General features: G+C 72.3%; 17 protein-coding genes. 4 read left to right on the forward strand and 13 right to left on the reverse strand.

The window, feature by feature from the left end:
* Positions 1–141: 141 nt before the first annotated feature.
* Together ACZ37P_RS29065 and ACZ37P_RS29070 are read right to left on the reverse strand one after the other, a co-directional pair.
* Positions 142–843, reverse strand: a complete 702-nt coding sequence (locus ACZ37P_RS29065) for a transglycosylase family protein (RefSeq protein WP_355333479.1) — start codon at positions 841–843, stop codon at positions 142–144.
* A 217-nt stretch (positions 844–1,060) separates the two neighbouring features.
* Complete coding sequence (locus ACZ37P_RS29070) at positions 1,061–1,690, reverse strand: transglycosylase family protein (protein ID WP_391048586.1); 630 nt, start codon at positions 1,688–1,690, stop codon at positions 1,061–1,063.
* Between the two features lie 477 nt (positions 1,691–2,167).
* On the opposite strand from ACZ37P_RS29070, the gene ACZ37P_RS29075 reads away from it, so the two are divergent.
* Together ACZ37P_RS29075 and ACZ37P_RS29080 are read left to right on the forward strand one after the other, a co-directional pair.
* On the forward strand, positions 2,168–2,980 hold the full coding sequence (locus tag ACZ37P_RS29075; RefSeq protein ID WP_355333484.1) for a hypothetical protein: 813 nt from the start codon (positions 2,168–2,170) through the stop codon (positions 2,978–2,980).
* Positions 2,981–3,176: 196 nt separating this feature from the next.
* Entirely contained in the window at positions 3,177–3,425 is a 249-nt protein-coding gene (locus ACZ37P_RS29080) for a hypothetical protein (RefSeq protein ID WP_355333486.1), read from the forward strand.
* A 39-nt stretch (positions 3,426–3,464) separates the two neighbouring features.
* On the opposite strand, the gene der is transcribed toward ACZ37P_RS29080, so the two are convergent.
* The 5 genes from der to ACZ37P_RS29105 form a co-directional block, all read right to left on the reverse strand.
* Positions 3,465–4,931: a ribosome biogenesis GTPase Der gene (gene der, locus ACZ37P_RS29085; RefSeq protein ID WP_401725229.1), complete on the reverse strand. Its 1,467-nt coding sequence runs from the start codon at positions 4,929–4,931 to the stop codon at positions 3,465–3,467.
* 90 nt (positions 4,932–5,021) lie between these two features.
* Positions 5,022–5,717 (reverse strand): lysophospholipid acyltransferase family protein, encoded by a 696-nt coding sequence (locus ACZ37P_RS29090; RefSeq protein ID WP_467349348.1) that lies wholly within the window; start codon positions 5,715–5,717, stop codon positions 5,022–5,024.
* Entirely contained in the window at positions 5,675–6,352 is a 678-nt protein-coding gene (cmk, locus tag ACZ37P_RS29095) for a (d)CMP kinase (RefSeq protein ID WP_355333492.1), read from the reverse strand. Before cmk ends, ACZ37P_RS29090 begins: the two co-directional genes overlap by 43 nt.
* A 326-nt stretch (positions 6,353–6,678) precedes the next feature.
* On the reverse strand, positions 6,679–7,764 hold the full coding sequence (locus ACZ37P_RS29100; RefSeq protein WP_355333494.1) for a prephenate dehydrogenase: 1,086 nt from the start codon (positions 7,762–7,764) through the stop codon (positions 6,679–6,681).
* 303 nt (positions 7,765–8,067) lie between these two features.
* A complete protein-coding gene (locus ACZ37P_RS29105) occupies positions 8,068–8,544 on the reverse strand; it encodes a YidB family protein (RefSeq protein ID WP_467349350.1) in 477 nt (158 codons plus the stop codon).
* Positions 8,545–8,680: 136 nt separating this feature from the next.
* Between ACZ37P_RS29105 and ACZ37P_RS29110 the strand changes: the two genes are divergently transcribed.
* Complete coding sequence (locus ACZ37P_RS29110) at positions 8,681–9,043, forward strand: DUF952 domain-containing protein (protein ID WP_391048597.1); 363 nt, start codon at positions 8,681–8,683, stop codon at positions 9,041–9,043.
* A 135-nt stretch (positions 9,044–9,178) separates the two neighbouring features.
* Positions 9,179–9,892: a nucleotidyltransferase domain-containing protein gene (locus ACZ37P_RS29115; protein ID WP_391048599.1), complete on the forward strand. Its 714-nt coding sequence runs from the start codon at positions 9,179–9,181 to the stop codon at positions 9,890–9,892.
* Between the two features lie 102 nt (positions 9,893–9,994).
* Here ACZ37P_RS29115 and ACZ37P_RS29120 read toward each other — a convergent pair whose 3' ends face one another.
* The 6 genes from ACZ37P_RS29120 to ald all read right to left on the reverse strand — a co-directional run bounded on the left by ACZ37P_RS29120 (position 9,995) and on the right by ald (position 16,138).
* The gene (locus tag ACZ37P_RS29120; protein ID WP_188285806.1) at positions 9,995–11,128 is read right to left on the reverse strand and encodes a pseudouridine synthase; all 1,134 of its coding nucleotides are present in this window, start codon (positions 11,126–11,128) and stop codon (positions 9,995–9,997) included.
* Positions 11,128–11,820, reverse strand: a complete 693-nt coding sequence (scpB, locus tag ACZ37P_RS29125; protein WP_391048602.1) for an SMC-Scp complex subunit ScpB — start codon at positions 11,818–11,820, stop codon at positions 11,128–11,130. The genes ACZ37P_RS29120 and scpB overlap by 1 nt, the downstream gene beginning before the upstream one ends.
* On the reverse strand, positions 11,817–12,896 hold the full coding sequence (locus ACZ37P_RS29130; protein ID WP_391048605.1) for a segregation and condensation protein A: 1,080 nt from the start codon (positions 12,894–12,896) through the stop codon (positions 11,817–11,819). The genes scpB and ACZ37P_RS29130 overlap by 4 nt, the downstream gene beginning before the upstream one ends.
* A gap of 85 nt (positions 12,897–12,981) precedes the next feature.
* A complete protein-coding gene (locus ACZ37P_RS29135; RefSeq protein WP_391048607.1) occupies positions 12,982–13,698 on the reverse strand; it encodes a hypothetical protein in 717 nt (238 codons plus the stop codon).
* A complete protein-coding gene (locus ACZ37P_RS29140) occupies positions 13,683–14,645 on the reverse strand; it encodes a ParA family protein (RefSeq protein ID WP_355333513.1) in 963 nt (320 codons plus the stop codon). Before ACZ37P_RS29140 ends, ACZ37P_RS29135 begins: the two co-directional genes overlap by 16 nt.
* A 377-nt stretch (positions 14,646–15,022) precedes the next feature.
* Positions 15,023–16,138, reverse strand: coding sequence for an alanine dehydrogenase (gene ald / locus ACZ37P_RS29145; protein ID WP_355333609.1), 1,116 nt, complete (start codon positions 16,136–16,138; stop codon positions 15,023–15,025).
* Between the last annotated feature and the right edge of the window lie 67 nt (positions 16,139–16,205).

Genomic DNA, 16,205 nt, shown 5'->3' on the forward strand with positions numbered 1-16,205 from the left:
GCGTGGTCGTCCCTTTTTTCCTTTCCCCCCGTGGGACGCGTTTCGCTCGCCCCGCACGACAGACCGGAGCACCCGCGCCCCCCCCCTTTCCCGACCCCCCCACGGACGGGTGAACGGGGTTGACTCGGGTGGGCCGCCGCGTCAGTTGACGGTGAGGACGGTTCCCGCGATCAGCCGGTCGGGGTCGGGGCCGATGAGGTCCTTGTTGAGCTGGTAGAGGTACTGCCAGCCCCCTTGGGTTCCATAGGAACGGGCAATGGCCGACAAGGTCTCGCCGCTCTTGACGGTGTGCACGATGTGGCGGTGGCCGGTGAAGCCGTTGCGCCGCGCGCAGACCGGCCAGGCGTTCCAGCCCTGCACCTTCAGCACTTCCTCCGCGACCGAGATCTGCTCGGCGGGGGTGGCGAGGTCGGCGCGCCGGGCATAGGCGCGACCGCCGAACAGCTCCCAGGTGGGCTGCCAGAACTGGAGGCCGCCGTAGTAGCTGTTGCCGGTGTTGATGTGCCAGTTCCCGCTGCTCTCGCACATGGCGATCCGGTCCCAGACGGTCGGGGACCCGGCGGCGGCCCGCGCGGCCTGGAAGGCGATGGCCGCCTGTACCGACGGCACCGACTGCGGGGACCCGCCGGACCGCTCGGGCTGCTGCGGCTGTCCCGGCCGCTCCACGGGCGGTGGGACGGCCGGCGCGCCCTGGGCGGCCGTCGCGGGTGGCGCGGCGGCCACCGGCAGCAGCACGGCCGCACCGAGCGCGGCCAGCGTGGCGGCGGCGCGTGCGACGGCCACGGCGACGCGCACCGAGGCACGCGGGGAGACGATATGACGATAAGACGACTGATCGCTCATCGGGCCACGCTAAGCACGGCCGCACCCCGGATCGGGGGCATCGCGTCCGTACGTCGCGCGTACCCCACCCGGTCGGACCACAACGGGGTGGGGCACACGGGGGAACGCGGCGGGTCCGGTTTACGGCGGCCTTACGACGCTCCGGCACCGAACGAGCGCGGTCCCGGGGCGCCCCGGCCGGGCGGGCGCCCGAACCGCCCCTCCGGCGGACGGTCCGTCACCAGTGCGGCCACCACGCCGGAACGACCGGGCCCTGACCCCGCTCCGCCGGGCCACGCACGACGGCGATCAGGGCGGTGCGTGTCGCGTTGCGGTCGGCCCGGCCCTCGGCGGCCGACTCGTAGCGCGGCATGGTCCGCCGTACGACCTTCGCCGGTTCCCGCTTCTTCGGCTCGGCGGCGGGCTTGACGGTCTTCCTGACGGGCTTGTCGAGGGACTTGCCCGTCGACTTCGAGGACGGCGTGCCCGCGGACGGCGTGCCCGCGGACGGCGCGTCCCCGTAGGCTCCCGCGCGGCGCGAGCAGACGGGCCAGGCGCCCCAGCCGCTGGCGCGCTGGAGCTTTGTCGCTATGGCGATCTGCTGCTCGCGGCTGGCGAGGTCCGCGGTCGGCGCGTACGCGGTGCCGCCGTAGGACCGCCAGGTGCCGGGGGCGAACTGGAGTCCGCCGTAGTAGCCGTTGTGGGTGTTGATGTGCCAGTTCCCGCCGCTCTCGCACTGCGCGATACGGTCCCACACCCCGTTGTCGGCCGCCGACGCCTCTCCCGCGGCGGCCAGCACGCCCAGCGGCGCCAGTGCGGCGACGCCGGTCAGGAGCGCGGTGTGCCGGTACTTGCAGTTCAAGACCATGGATTCCCTCTCCACGGACCCGGGTGTCCCCCCTGCTGCGTCACGACGGGCGCCGCTCCCCCACGGATGCGGCGCCCGTCCGAACCCGGGCGGTGCGATTTGCACACGGCGGGCGAATCTAGGCAGCCGCACCCCCTCGCACCAAACAATTGCCGTCCGCCGCAGGCCAGTTGAGGGTTACCGGCGGTAAGAAGACGAGGTTTACGGGTGATTGGCGCGTACGTATCGTCGTAAATGAGGATCTAAACGGCGCGCTCCGTGAGTAGCCTCACAGGCCCAACTTTCGTCACCCACACGGCCGTTCGACGCTGCGTGAGCGATTCGCCGGGAATCTCACCCTCGGCGACCGGTAACGGAATACATCCCCCCGCAAAGCGTGACTCCCACCACAGATCATCCGTTGTCACTATGCGCCGGGACAGGTCCGGCGTTCCGGCCGGATTCGTGACCGCACCACCGCACTTCAAGGAGACTCCCGTGCCGCCCATGCTCGACGTGAGTGACGAGGTACGAGCCGAGATCGGCGACGAGGAGACCCAGCGGCTCCTCAACGGCGCCAACGCTCCTGGCACGTACGACTGCACGTCCTGTCGCACCCCCGGGGACACCGGGCAGGAGCGGACCAGCACCGTGCTCTTCGTGGGCGACGAGACGGCGGTCCTCGCCTTCGCGCACGCCGCCTGCATCCCCTCGCAGGTCGTCCCGGTCACCGAGGAGCAGTTGCAGGGCGCCGTCCGCAGCATCGGCGGCCCCGAGACGGCGGCGGGGCCCTCGATCGGCGGCCAGGCCGACGCGCCGCCCGTGGAGACCGCGCCCCGGCAGGCGGTGCTCGGCATCACCTGCGGTCTGATCATCGTCGAGGAGACGCTGCGCCCGGCGCTCGTGATCGAGCCCACCGGGCCGGTCGCACGGGTCGGCGCCACCGGCGCGGGCGACGACTTCCTGCCGCTGCTGATCGAGCAGGGCTTCATGCCGCAGCTCGACCTGGAGGTGCCGCCGTCGCCGCTGTCGGGCTGGTCGGTGCTGCTGGCCACCGGGCGGCTGCACGCCGTGCTCCAGCCCGGCGCGGGCGGCACCCCCGGCACCGCGTGGTGGCAGGCGCACCAGCCGCTCCAGGTCAGCGACGGCTGGCGGAACGCCGTCAACCGGACCAACGAGGTGTACGTCTACGCCGCCCCGGCCGGTTCCATCGGCCGTCAGCCGCGCGAGGACCTGATGCGGGACGCCCTGGCCAGGGCGTGCTCGCGGGGCCTGCTGGTGGCCGCGACGATGCCGCTGTCGGGGACCTGAGCCACCCGTCTCACCGGAAACGAGGGGCGTGTACGGGACACCGTGCGCGCCCCTTCCGCGCGCCCACTGCCGCCCGGGTCAAAGATCTGCAATTCAACCGACTGGCCCGCATCCCGGACAACACCGGCTCGTTGGCACATACGTGCACACCTTTGACACCTCCTCCCGGGCCCCTTTCCAGCGCTACATCCCGTCCATGCGCAGCGCGCTGGACGCGACCGGGGGCGGTGCCACAGAAACACCCATCTACGACGCGCTCTACTCGGAGTACCAGCGGCTCTTCCGCACGCTGCCCGGCGACCGGACCGGCGAGGAGGCGTTGCAGTTCAACGGCTTCACCACCTGGCACGCGGAGCAGCCGGCGTACGCCCCCGGCAGGCACCGCGGCAACGGCCCGGCGGCGCTGCCGCCGGGCCGTCCCGACAATCGGATGCCCGGGCTCTGACCCCGGGAGCCCCCGGCTCGCGGGGGCCCGTGCGCGCCGCTACTTCTTGCGCCCGCGCTTCTCGCGGACCCGCACCGACACCTGGATCGGCGTACCGGCGAAGCCGAACTCCTCGCGCAGCCGACGCTCGATGAAGCGCCGGTAGCCCGCCTCCAGGAAGCCCGAGGCGAACAGCACGAACCGCGGCGGCTTGATGCCCGCCTGCGTCCCGAACAGGATGCGGGGCTGCTTTCCGCCGCGGATCGGGTGCGGGTGCGCGGCGACCAGCTCGCCCAGGAACGCGTTGAGGCGGCCGGTCGGCACCCGGGTCTCCCAGCCCGCGATGGCCGTCTCGATCGCCGGGACCAGCCGCTCCATGTGCCGCCCGGTGCGCGCCGAGACGTTGACCCGCGGCGCCCACTGCACCTGCACGAGGTCCTTCTCGATCTCGCGCTCCAGGTAGTAGCGCCGCTCCTCGTCCAGCAGGTCCCACTTGTTGTACGCGATCACGACCGCGCGGCCCGCCTCGACGGCCATGGTGATGATCCGGGTGTCCTGCTCGGCCAGCGTCTCACTGGCGTCCACCAGGATGACCGCGACCTCGGCCTTCTCCAGCGCCGCCGCCGTACGCAGCGACGCGTAGTAGTCCGCGCCCTCGGTGAGGTGGACGCGGCGGCGGATGCCCGCGGTGTCGATGAACTTCCAGGTGACACCGCCGAGCTGGATCAGCTCGTCCACCGGGTCGCGGGTGGTGCCCGCGACCTCGTTGACGACCACCCGGTCCTCGTTGGCCACCTTGTTCAGCAGGGACGACTTGCCGACATTCGGGCGGCCGATGAGCGCGATCCGGCGCGGGCCGCCGACGACGTCGCCGAAGGTCAGCGCGGGCGCCTCGGGCAGCACCTCGATGATGGCGTCGAGCAGATCGCCGGTGCCCCGGCCGTGCAGCGAGGAGACCGGGTAGGGCTCGCCGAGGCCGAGGTTCCACAGCGCGGCCGCGTCGGCCTCGCCGGACGGTCCGTCGACCTTGTTGGCGGCCAGCACGACCGGCTTGCCCGCGCGGCGCAGCAGCCGTACGACCGCCGCGTCGGTGTCGGTGGCGCCGACGGTGGAGTCCACGACGAAGACCACCGCGTCGGACGCCTCGATGGCGAACTCGGCCTGCGCCGCCACGGAGGCGTCGATGCCGAGGACGTCCTGCTCCCAGCCGCCGGTGTCCACGATCTTGAAGCGGCGGCCGTTCCAGTTCGCCTCGTACGTGACGCGGTCGCGGGTGACGCCCGGCTTGTCCTCCACGACCGCCTCGCGGCGGCCGATGATCCGGTTGACCAGCGTCGACTTGCCGACGTTGGGACGGCCGACCACGGCGAGCACCGGCAGCGGGCCGTGCCCGGCCTCGGCCAGGTCGTCGGCCACCTCTTCGAGGTCGAAGCCCTCCTCGGCGGCAAGCTCCATGAACTCGGCGTATTCGGCGTCGCCGAGCGCGCCGGTCCCGCCGTGCTCGGTCTGCTCGTCTGCGTGGTCCATGAGGTATCTCCGTCGATCAACTGTGGCGGCTGCGGTAACCAGTGTGGTGCAGCCGGTGCGGTTCGGCCTGCGCGTTTTCCGTCTGCGCGGTCAGCGGCCGGTGGCTTGCTTGGCGTGCGCCAGGTGGGCGGTGAGCCGCTCCTGGATGCGCAGCGTGGCGGCGTCCATCGCGCTGCGGGTGCGGCGCCCGCTGCCGTCGCCCGCCTCGAAGGGCTCCCCGAAGACGACGTCGATCCGCGAGCGCAGCGGCGGCAGCGCCGGGACCGCCCGGCCCTTGGCGGTGCTGCCGAGGACGGCGACCGGCACGACGGGCGCGCCGGAGCGCACCGCGAAGTACGCCAGACCCGAGCGCAGCTCGGCGAAGTCGCCGTCGCCCCGGGTGCCCTCGGGGAAGATGCCGAGCATCCCGCCGCGCTCCAGGACGCCGAGCGCGGAGGTTATCGCCGTACGGTCGGCGGTCTCGCGGTCGACCTTGAGCTGCCCGATGGAGCGCAGGAACGGGTCGAGCGGCCCGACGAAGGCTTCCTTCTTCACCAGGAAGTGCAGCGGGCGCGGCGAGATGCCGATCAGCATCGGGCCGTCGATGTTGTGCGAGTGGTTGCCCGCCAGGATGACCGGGCCGTGCGCCGGTACCCGCCAGGCGCCGAGCACCCGGGGCCGCCACAGGCCGTTCATCAAGACGATGCCGATCCGGCGTCCGACGGCCGCTCCGCGCGGTCCCGGCGCCGTGCCCTGCTCTGCGGTCACCTGGGCGCCCGCTTCTCCTCGACCAGAGTGACGATGCACTCGATGACCTGGTCGAGGGTGAGGTCGGTGGTGTCGACCTCGACCGCGTCGGCGGCCTTGGCCAGCGGGGAGGTCTTGCGGCCCGAGTCGGCCGCGTCCCGCTTGATGAGCGCGGCCCGGGTGTCCGCGACGCTCAGCGCGCCGTTCAGCTCGCCGCTGCGGCGGGCGGCGCGGGCCTCGGCGGACGCGGTGAGGAAGATCTTGACGGTGGCGTCAGGGAAGACGGTCGTGCCGATGTCCCGGCCCTCGACCACGATGCCGCCGGGGGACGCGGTGGCGGCGGCGCGCTGCAACTCGACCATCCTGGCCCGTACCTCGGGGACCGCGCTGACGGCGCTGACCGCGGCGGTGACCTCCTGGGTGCGGATCGGGCCCGAGGCGTCCACGCCGTCCACGGTGATGCCGGGGGCCGCCGGGTCGTGGCCCGCGACGATGGCGGGCTTGCCCGCGCAGTCGGCGACGGCCACCGGGTCGTTGACGTCGATGCCGTTGCTCAGCATCCACCAGGTGATCGCGCGGTACTGCGCCCCGGTGTCGAGGTAGCTCAGCCCCAGCTTCGCCGCGACCGCCCTGGACGTGCTGGACTTGCCGGTACCGGAAGGGCCGTCGATGGCGACGATCACCGGATTTTCCACAGCGGGTGGCCTTCCTCGTGCGCGGAGCGGGGGGCGGGCGGGCCGGCCGAGGGGCCGGATGCCATTCCCCCAAGGTTACCGGCCGCCCGCGCGCCGGAACGCCACGGGTTTTCCCTGCCGGGACGGGCACGGGGCCGGGGTGCCGGGCCGGGTGCCCGTCACGCTCGCGCCCGGGTGTGCCGGGTGAGCCATGTGCGCCCTGTGCGCTCTGTGCGCCCTGTGCCCGCGTACGGTCCTGCGGCTGACCCGTCCGGCACGCGTCCGATCCGTACCGCCGGAGCCCGGCCGCGCCCTGACCGTGCCACCGCCCGGCCCGCGCCGTACGTCTACTGCCGGATCGACCAGCCGCGTTCGCGCAGTGCCACGGTCAGGGCGGGCGCGGTGCGCGGCTCGACCATGAGGTGCACCAGACCGGCCTGCTGTCCGGTGGAGTGTTCGATGCGGACGTCCTCGATGTTGACGCCCGCCGCGCCCGCGTCGGCGAAGAGGCGGGCCAGCTCGCCCGGCTGGTCGCCGATGAGGACGGCCACGATCTCGTACGCCTTGGGCGCCGTGCCGTGCTTGCCGGGGACCTTGGCGCGGCCCGCGTTGCCGCGCCGCAGGATGTCCTCGATGCCCGCCGCGCCGCCGCGCCGCTTGTCCTCGTCGGCGGACTGGAGGGCGCGCAGCGCCGCGACCGTCTCGGTCAGGTCGACGGCGACGTCGGCGAGGACGTCGGCGACCGGTCCGGGGTTGGCGGCCAGGATGTCCATCCACATGCCGGGCTCGGAGCCCGCGATCCGCGTGACGTCGAGGATGCCCTGGCCGCACAGGCGTACGGCGGTGTCCTCGGCGTGCTCCAGGCGGGCCGCGACCATGCTGGAGACGAGCTGCGGGGTGTGCGAGACCAGGGCGACGGCCCGGTCGTGGGCGTCGGCGTCCATGACGACGGGGACGGCGCGGCACAGCGCGACCAGTTCGAGGGCGAGGTTGAGCACCTCGGTGTCGGTGGCCGGGGTCGGGGTGAGCACCCAGGGGCGGCCCTCGAAGAGGTCGGCGGTCGCGGCCAGCGGCCCGGAGCGCTCGCGGCCCGCCATGGGGTGGGTGCCGATGTAGTGGGTGAGGTCGCAGCCCAGCGCCTCCAGGTCGCGGCGCGGGCCGCCCTTGACGCTGGCGATGTCGAGGTAGCCGCGGCCGAGGCCGCGGGTCAGCGCGTCGGCGAGGGTGGCCGCGACGTGGGCGGGCGGCACGGCGACGATCACGAGGTCGACCGGGCCCTCGGGCTCCCCCGTGGTGCCCGCGCCGAGCGAGGCCGCGGTGCGCGCGGTGCCCGGGTCGTGGTCGGTGAGGTGGACGTCCACACCGCGCGCGGTGAGCGCGAGGGCGGCGGAGGTGCCCATCAGGCCGCTGCCGACGACCAGGGCGGTCCTCACTGGGCGACGCTCCCGGAGGCGTCCCGCTCGGGTCGGCCGCTCCCGCGGACCGTTCGTACCGCCACGTCACTGCTCCCTCGGCTGCTCACGTACCTGCCGACCAGGGTAGTCACCGGGGGCGGGGCGCGAGACGGACGCCCGCACTGCGAGACGCGCGCCGCGGGCGTACGGGCTGCACGGGCGTACGGGCTGCACGGGCGTACGGGCGTACGGGCGGCGCGGGCGTACGGGCGGCGCGGGCGTACGGGCAAGGCCCCCGGGGCGGCCGGGTACGCGAGCCGGACCGCCACGGGGGCGGGGACATTACTTGCCGAGGCCGCCGAGCTTGCCGAGCTGCCTGCTGATGACGTCCTGGAGGGACTCCCCCTGCGGGACCTCGCCCTCGGGCGTCAGCTTGTCCACCGCCTCGGGGAGGCTGCCCGCGAGGTGGTCGGCGGCCTCCTGCGGGGAGACGCCCGCGTCCTGCGCTGCCTTCTGGAGGGCGTCGTCGGGAAGCGCCTGGGCGATCTGGTCGCCGGTGACGGGCTTGTTGTCGCCCTGGCCCACCCACGACCTGGCCTGCTCGCCGAGGCCGGACTTGTTGAGCATGCCCAGCAGCCCTTCGAGGGGGTTGCCCGAGGCGCCGTTGGCCGCGGCGGCGCCGGTGCCACCGGCCGCGCCCTTGCCGCCGAGCTGGCCCAGCAGCGAACCGAGGAGGCCGCCCGCGCCGCCGGAGGAGGAGCCGCCCTTCGCGCCGCTGAGCAGAGTGCCGAGAAGGCTTCCGAGGTCGTTTCCCGCCATGGTCTCGTCCCTTTCAGGAGTCGGGCCGTCGGCGCGCGTCACGTCGCCCGGCACCGAACACGGACAATGTCCCGCAAACCCGTCTCCGCCGCCACTTGCCACCGCCTCACCTGCCCGGACCAGGTAGAACTTCCCCATGCTCTTCCACTTGGTGCCGCTGGACGACTGGCTGCACGCGCCCGAGCGCCCGTACGCCCCCGCCTCCCTGGACGAGGAGGGTTTTGTGCACTGCTCGCCCGACGAGGCCGTGACCCTCGCGGTGGCCGACGCCTTCTACCGGGAGGTGGCGGGGCCGCTGATGGTGCTGCTGATCGAGGAGGCCGCGCTGCGCGCCGAGGTCCGCTGGGAGGCGGCCGATCCGGCGCCGCCGCCCGGCGTTCCGGAGGGCACGGCCTTCCCGCACGTCTACGGCCCCATCGACCGGCCCGCGGTGACCGGCATGCTGGAGGTCGTACGGGATTCGTACGGCCGTCCGCTCGGGCTGACGGCCTGGTCGTAGTCCCGCTACGGCCCTCGGGATCTCCCCCGCCGCAGCGGTACCGTGGGCCCCGCCCTCACCGTCCGCAACGTGATCACCGCACGAAGCAGTGGAAACTCCGGCGCTTGGTCGGACTTCATGGCGATAATCGCCCTCATGCGCGATCCGCTGGGGCACGACCTTGTCCGGGACCACACGGTCTATGCCTGCGTCATGGGCTCGCGCGCCTTCGGTCTGGCCACCGACGGCAGTGACACCGACCGGCGCGGTGTGTACGTGGCGCCCACCGAATTGTTCTGGCGTTTCGACAAGCCGCCGACGCATGTCACAGGACCGCGGCACGAACAGTTCTCCTGGGAGCTGGAGCGATTCTGCTCGCTCGCGCTGCGCGCCAACCCCAATCTGCTCGAATGCCTGCACTCACCGCTGGTGGAGTACGCCGACCCGACCGGGCTCGAACTCCTCGACCTGCGCGACGCGTTCCTCTCCCGCCGCGCCGACGCCACCTTCCGCGGCTACGCCGCCCAGCAGCTCGGCCGCCTCGAAGCGGACATCCGCACCCACGGCCAGCCGCGCTGGAAGCACGCCATGCACCTGCTGCGGCTCCTGATGTCCTGCCGCGACCTGCTGCGCACCGGCCGCCTCACCATCGACGTGGGCGACCAGCGCGAGCGCCTGCTGTCCGTCAAGCGCGGCGAACTGAGCTGGGACGAGGTCCGCGCCTGGATGCGCACGCTCCACGAAGAGACCGACACCGCCGCCGCCCGCTCCCCCCTCCCCCCCGACCCCGACCGCCCCCGCATAGAAGCCTTCCTCACCCGCGTCCGCCGCACCTCAGCCACGTTCCCACTCCCCCCCAAGCCCGCGTAGCTCACCCGCGCGAAGGCGCCCGTCCATCTGGACGGACGCCCGCGCGGGTCCGCACTTCCAGGCCCGGCGGTCCGGCGGGGCCGGGGGCGTCCAGCGGTGGGGTTAGAGCTCGACCTCGTGCATCAGCATGCCGACCTCGGTGTTGGTCAGGCGGCGGAGCCAGCCGGACTTCTGGTCGCCGAGGGGGATGGGGCCGAAGCTGGTGCGGACCAGTTTGTCGACGGGGAAGCCCGCTTCGGAGAGCATGCGGCGGACGATGTGCTTGCGGCCCTCGTGCAGGGTGACCTCGACGAGGTAGTTCTTGCCGGTGTTCTGGACCACGCGGAAGTGGTCCGCGCGGGCCCAGCCGTCCTCCAGCTCGATACCGCTCTTGAGCTGCTTGCCGAGGTCGCGCGGGAGCGGCCCCTGGATCGCGGCGAGATAGGTCTTCTGCACGCCGTAGCGCGGGTGGGTCAGCCGGTGGGCCAGCTCGCCGTGGTTGGTGAGCAGGATCAGGCCCTCGGTCTCGGTGTCGAGCCGACCGACGTGGAAGAGCCGGGTCTCGCGGTTGGTGACGTAGTCGCCGAGGCACTGGCGGCCGTCGGGGTCCTCCATGGTGGAGACGACACCGGCCGGCTTGTTGAGCGCGAAGAAGAGATACGACTGGGTGGCGACGGTCAGCCCGTCGACCTTCACCTCGTCGTGGTCCACGTCGACCCGCAGGCCCTGCTCGGTGACGATCCGCCCGTTGACCTCGACGCGGTGCTGTTCGATCAGCTCCTCGCACGCCCGGCGCGAACCCATTCCGGCCCGCGCGAGCACCTTCTGCAGGCGCTCGCCCTCCTGCTCGGCGCCGGGGAAGGTCTTGGGCGTCTTGATCTGCGGCTTGCTGTGCCGCTCCCGGTTGCGCTCCTCGATCTGCGCGTCCAGCTCGCGCGGCCGGGCCGGCACCGGCTTGCGGCCGCGGTTGCCGGTCGGCTTGTTGCTGCCGGGCTTGGTACGCGGCATGCCGCCGGGCTTGTTCGCACCCGACTGGCCGGTGCTGCCCACGTCGTAGCGGCGCTCCTCGGGACGCGGCGTGCCCTTGGGCCGCTGGCTCTGGCCCTCACCGCGGCGCGCGTCCCCCGAGCGCCCGTCGCCCGAGCGGCCGTCGCCGCGCCGGTCGGCACCGCCACGCCGGTCGGCGTCACGGGGCCTGTCGCCTCCGCCGCCCCGCGGGTTCCGGTTGCCGCCGCTGTTCCTGTCGCTGCTTCGCATCAAGTGTCCGTTGTCGAGGTGTCGTCCGGCGCGTCCGGATCGAACGACGGAAGCCCCTCCTGGGACTCCGCCTCGATCGCTTCCGCCTCCGGCAGGAACGGTGCTAGCTCGGGCAGCTCGTCGAGGCTGCGCAGGCCCATACGTTCCAGGAAGTAGTTCGTCGTCCTGTACAGGATCGCACCTGTCTCGGGTTCCGTCCCACCTTCCTCGACCAGCCCCCGCTGGAGGAGGGTGCGCATGACGCCGTCGCAGTTGACTCCGCGGACCGCCGAGACGCGCGAACGGCTGACCGGCTGCCGGTACGCGACCACCGCCAGCGTCTCCAGCGCGGCCTGCGTGAGCCGGGCGTGCTGGCCGTCGAGGACGAACTTCTCCACGGCGGGCGCGAAGGCGGGCCGGGTGTAGAAGCGCCAGCCACCGGCGACCAGCCGCAGGTCGAAGCCGCGTCCCTCGCGGGTGTAGTCGTCGGACAGCTCGCGCAGCGCCCTGCCGACGGCCCGCCGCGGCCGTTCCAGGACCTTGGCCAGGTGCTCCTCGGTGGCCGGTTCGTCGACGACCATCAGCACCGCCTCCAGGGCGGGCTTCAGCTCCAGCTCGGCGGTCGCGGCGGCGAGCAGGCCCGCGGGCGCCGCCGTATCGCCTGCCGCGCCGGCCGCGGCAAAGGCCCCGGTGATATCCGACACGTCCGTCATTCCTCGGCCTCTCCCTGCTCGTGCTGCGGATCACGCACCGGCACTGACTCCGGAACCGGCACCGGTTCCGGCTTGCGCGCCGGAGCCGCCGCCTCCTGGTCGAACTCGTCGGTCACCAGCGGCGCCGCCGTGTCTTGTTCCCCGCCCGTCCAGCGGACCTGGAGCAGCCCCAGGGCCTCCTCCTGGTCCAACGCGACCGCCTTCTCCCGGTACAGCTCAAGGAGCGCGAGGAAGCGCGCCACGACCGTCAGCGTGTCCGGCGCGTCCTCGGTCAACTGCCCGAAACTGGCCACGCCGAGCTCCCGCAGCAGCGCGATCACCCGCTCGCCCTGCTCCCGGACGCTCACCAGCGGGGCGTGGATGTGGTCGACGTACACCTGCGGCTTGGGCTTGGGCAGCATCGCCTTCACCGCGAGCCGCGCGAAGCGCTCGGGGCCGATGCTGAGGACGACCTCGGGCAGCAACTCCGCGTGCTGCGGTTCGAGGCCGACGGTACGGGGGTAGCGCAGCGCCTCGTTGTCCAGCCGCTCGGCGAAGATCGCCGCGATCCGCTTGTACGCCCGGTACTGGAGCAGCCGGGCGAAGAGCAGGTCCCGTGCTTCCAGCAGCGCGAGGTCCGCCTCGTCCTCGACCTCGGCGGACGGCAGCAGCCGGGCCGCCTTCAGGTCCAGCAGGGTGGCCGCGACCACCAGGAACTCGGTGGTCTGGTCGAGGTCCCAGTCCGGGCCCATGGCGTGGATGTACGTCATGAACTCGTTGGTGACCTTCGACAGCGCCACCTCCGTGACGTCCATCTTGTGCTTGGAGATCAGCCCGAGCAGCAGGTCGAACGGCCCCTCGAAATTCGCCAGCCGTACGGTGAAACGGTCCCCTCCGGCCGGAGCCGGAGCCGGCTCGGCCTCAACGGCCTCCACGGCTTCGACCGCCGCCGCGGGCCCGGTCTCTTCCACCGCCTCTTCCACGGCCTGTTCCGCCACCGCGACAGGCGGCTCCGCTGTCACGGCAGGCGTCGGTTCCGCCTCGGCGGCGGCGCCGAGCCCGAGGCTGCGGCGGGGAGTGGCGGGTGAGGTCGGCATCGGGGTCCAGGGTACGAAGTGGTCTGTGCAGGCTACTCGCCGCAGCAGGCCATGCCCCGTTCCCCGACCGCGCGCCGTCGGGGCGTCAGCGGCCCCGCAGACGGCGTACGAGGATGCTCGCGTCGCCGCGCGACTCCAGATCGGCCAGCACCACGGCGACGGCCTCGCGGACGATCCGGCCGCGGTCGATGGCGAGCCCGTGCTCACCGCGCAGCACCAGCCGGGCGTGTTCCAGATCCATCAGCTCCTCGGCGGAGACATAGACGGTGATCTTCTCGTCGTGCCGCTCGCGCCCGCTGGGACGGCGGTTCTGCCGGGCGGCCTTGCGCCGCGCCTGCTGGGGCTGCGGCTGGGCGGTGATCGGGGGCTGGACCGGTGCGGCCTGCGGCTGCGGCGCGGGCGCGGTCATGGTGCCGGAGGAGGCGGCGGGCGACGGCATACCGGCCCGTTCGGCGGTCAGCGGGCGGCGTGAGGTCGGGATGTCCCGGCCGCCGTGTTCCGCGCTGTCCTCGCCCTGTCCCGCGGTGCCGGAGGGTCGTGTCCCTTCGTCGCCGTCCGCGGGATCGGCCGCGTCGTTCCCGGCGGCCGGGTCGGCCACCGGTACGGACCGCAGCCGGCCGTCCGCCTGCGTACCGTTCTGTCCTTCGCCCGGACCACCGGAGCCGCCGGAGCTCCCGGAACCACCGGAGCCGCCGGGGCCGGGGCCGCCGGGGTGCTGCCGTGGCTGCGGGGCCTGGAGCGCCGCTCCTCCGGTCGTCCGGAACAGCTCGTCGGCGCCCGGCAGACTCACTCGGCGTGGCACCGGGCGAGCACCTCCCTGGCGAGCTGGCGATAGGCGGCCGCGCCGACGGAGTTGGACGCGTAGGTGGTGATCGGCTCGCCCGCCACGGTCGTCTCGGGGAACCGCACGGTGCGGCCGATGACGGTGTGGAAGACGTGCTCGTCGAACGCCTCGACGACCCGGGCCAGCACCTCGCGGCTGTGCACGGTGCGCGAGTCGTACATGGTGGCGAGGATGCCGTCGAGCTCCAGCTCGGGGTTGAGCCGCTCGCGGACCTTCTCGATGGTCTCGGTGAGCAGCGCGACCCCGCGCAGTGCGAAGAACTCGCACTCCAGCGGAACGATCACCGAGTGCGCCGCGGTGAGCGCGTTGACCGTCAGCAGGCCGAGCGAGGGCTGGCAGTCGATGACGATGTAGTCGTAGTCGGCCATCAGCGGCTTGAGGGCGCGCTGGAGCGACGACTCGCGGGCGACCTCGCTGACGAGCTGCACTTCCGCTGCCGACAGGTCGATATTGCTGGGGAGCAGGTCCATGCCGGGCACCGCGGTCTTCAGCAGGCACTCGTCGGCCGCCAGTCCGCGTTCCATCAGCAGGTTGTAGACCGTGATGTCGAGTTCCATCGGGTTGACCCCGAGGCCGACCGAGAGCGCGCCCTGCGGGTCGAAGTCGACAAGAAGCACCCGGCGGCCGTATTCGGCCAGCGCCGCGCCCAGGTTGATGGTCGAGGTGGTCTTGCCGACCCCGCCCTTCTGGTTGCACATCGCGACGATCTTCGCGGGGCCGTGGTTGGTGAGCGGATTGGGGATCGGGAAGTACGGCAGGGGCCGGCCGGTGGGGCCGACGCGTTCGCGGCGCTGCCGGGCCGCGTCCGGGGCGAGGGTGGCCGCGTACTCCGGATCCGGTTCGTACTCGGCATCCGGGTCGTAGAACTGACCGTCCTGCAGGTCGTTGTCGTTGAAAGGCGCCATGGCGTAAGCAGGTTGCGTCTCTGTGTTCGTCTCGGGCCGGCGGGACTCGAAGGTGCGGACCGCGACGGAACCGACGGTCATTCCTGGTTGACCACCCCCGGGAGCAAATGTCGACTCATTCACAAGTCGTCTTACCTCCTTGGTGACCAGGAAACTTCTAGACAGGTCAGCGTGACTACAGCCGACGATTCGCGACTCTATGGCGTGTCGGTGGTCCACAGCAACACAATCCGCCGGACACGGCACGATGTGTCGGCAACCGAACACCCCGCTGTCAAGGGCGTAAGCACATGAACGGCCGGGCCTCGACACACAAGACCCGGCCGGTGGTGCGGTGTTGGCGCGATGTTGACGCGCCTGGTCACAGTGGCCGCCGGTCAGCCCAGCAGCGCGTGCAGGTCGGTGGAGTCGAGGCCGTGCGCCTCGGCCACCGGACCGTAAACAACTTGTCCCTCATGCGTGTTGAGACCGAGAGCGAGAGCCGCGTCACGTCGCAGCGCTTCGCGCCAGCCGCGGTTGGCCAGTTCGACGATGTACGGCAGCGTCGCGTTGGTCAGCGCGTACGTCGAGGTGTTGGGAACCGCGCCGGGCATGTTCGCGACGCAGTAGAACACCGACTGGTGTACGGGGAACGTCGGTTCGGCGTGCGTGGTGGGGCGGGAGTCCTCGAAGCAGCCGCCCTGGTCGATCGCGATGTCGACAAGGACAGATCCCGGCTTCATGCGCGAGACCAGCTCGTTGGTGACCAGCTTCGGCGCCTTCGCGCCCGGAATGAGCACCGCGCCGATCACGAGGTCGGCGTCGAGCACGGCCTTCTCCAGCGCGTAGGCGTTGGAGGCGATGGTCTGCACGCGGTTGCCGAACACCTTGTCGGCCTCGCGCAGTTTGTTGACGTCCTTGTCCAGCAGCGTGACGTGGAAGCCGAGTCCGAGCGCGATGGTGGTGGCGTGCCAGCCGGAGACACCGGCGCCGATGACGACGGCCTTGCCGGACTGGACACCGGGGACGCCGCCGGGCAGGACGCCGCGACCGCCGGCCGAGCGCATCAGGTGGTAGGCGCCGACCTGCGGGGCGAGCCGGCCGGCCACCTCGGACATCGGGGCGAGCAGCGGGAGCTGGCGGTTCGCGGTCTCCACCGTCTCGTACGCGATGGCGGTGGTGCCCGACTCCAGCAGCGCGTCCGTGCACGCGCGGGAGGCGGCGAGGTGCAGGTAGGTGAAGAGCGTCTGGTCCTTGCGGAGCCGGTGGTACTCCTCGGCGATCGGCTCCTTCACCTTGAGCAGCAGATCGGCCGTGGCCCACACCTCGTCGGCGGTGGCGAGGATGCCCGCACCGGCCGAGACGTACTCCTCGTCGGGGATGGACGAGCCGTCGCCGGCGCCCTGCTCCACGAAGACCTGGTGTCCATTGCGGACGAGTTCGTGCACGCCTGCCGGGGTGATGGCCACGCGGAACTCGTTGTTCTTGACCTCGCGGGGGATGCCCACCTTCACGTCGATCACGGTCCTTGCGCTCAGGGAAGAATGACCGCTTTGGGGCGGCAGAAAGCCAGTCTAGTGA

The organism is Streptomyces sp. NPDC024632, assembly GCF_055559175.1.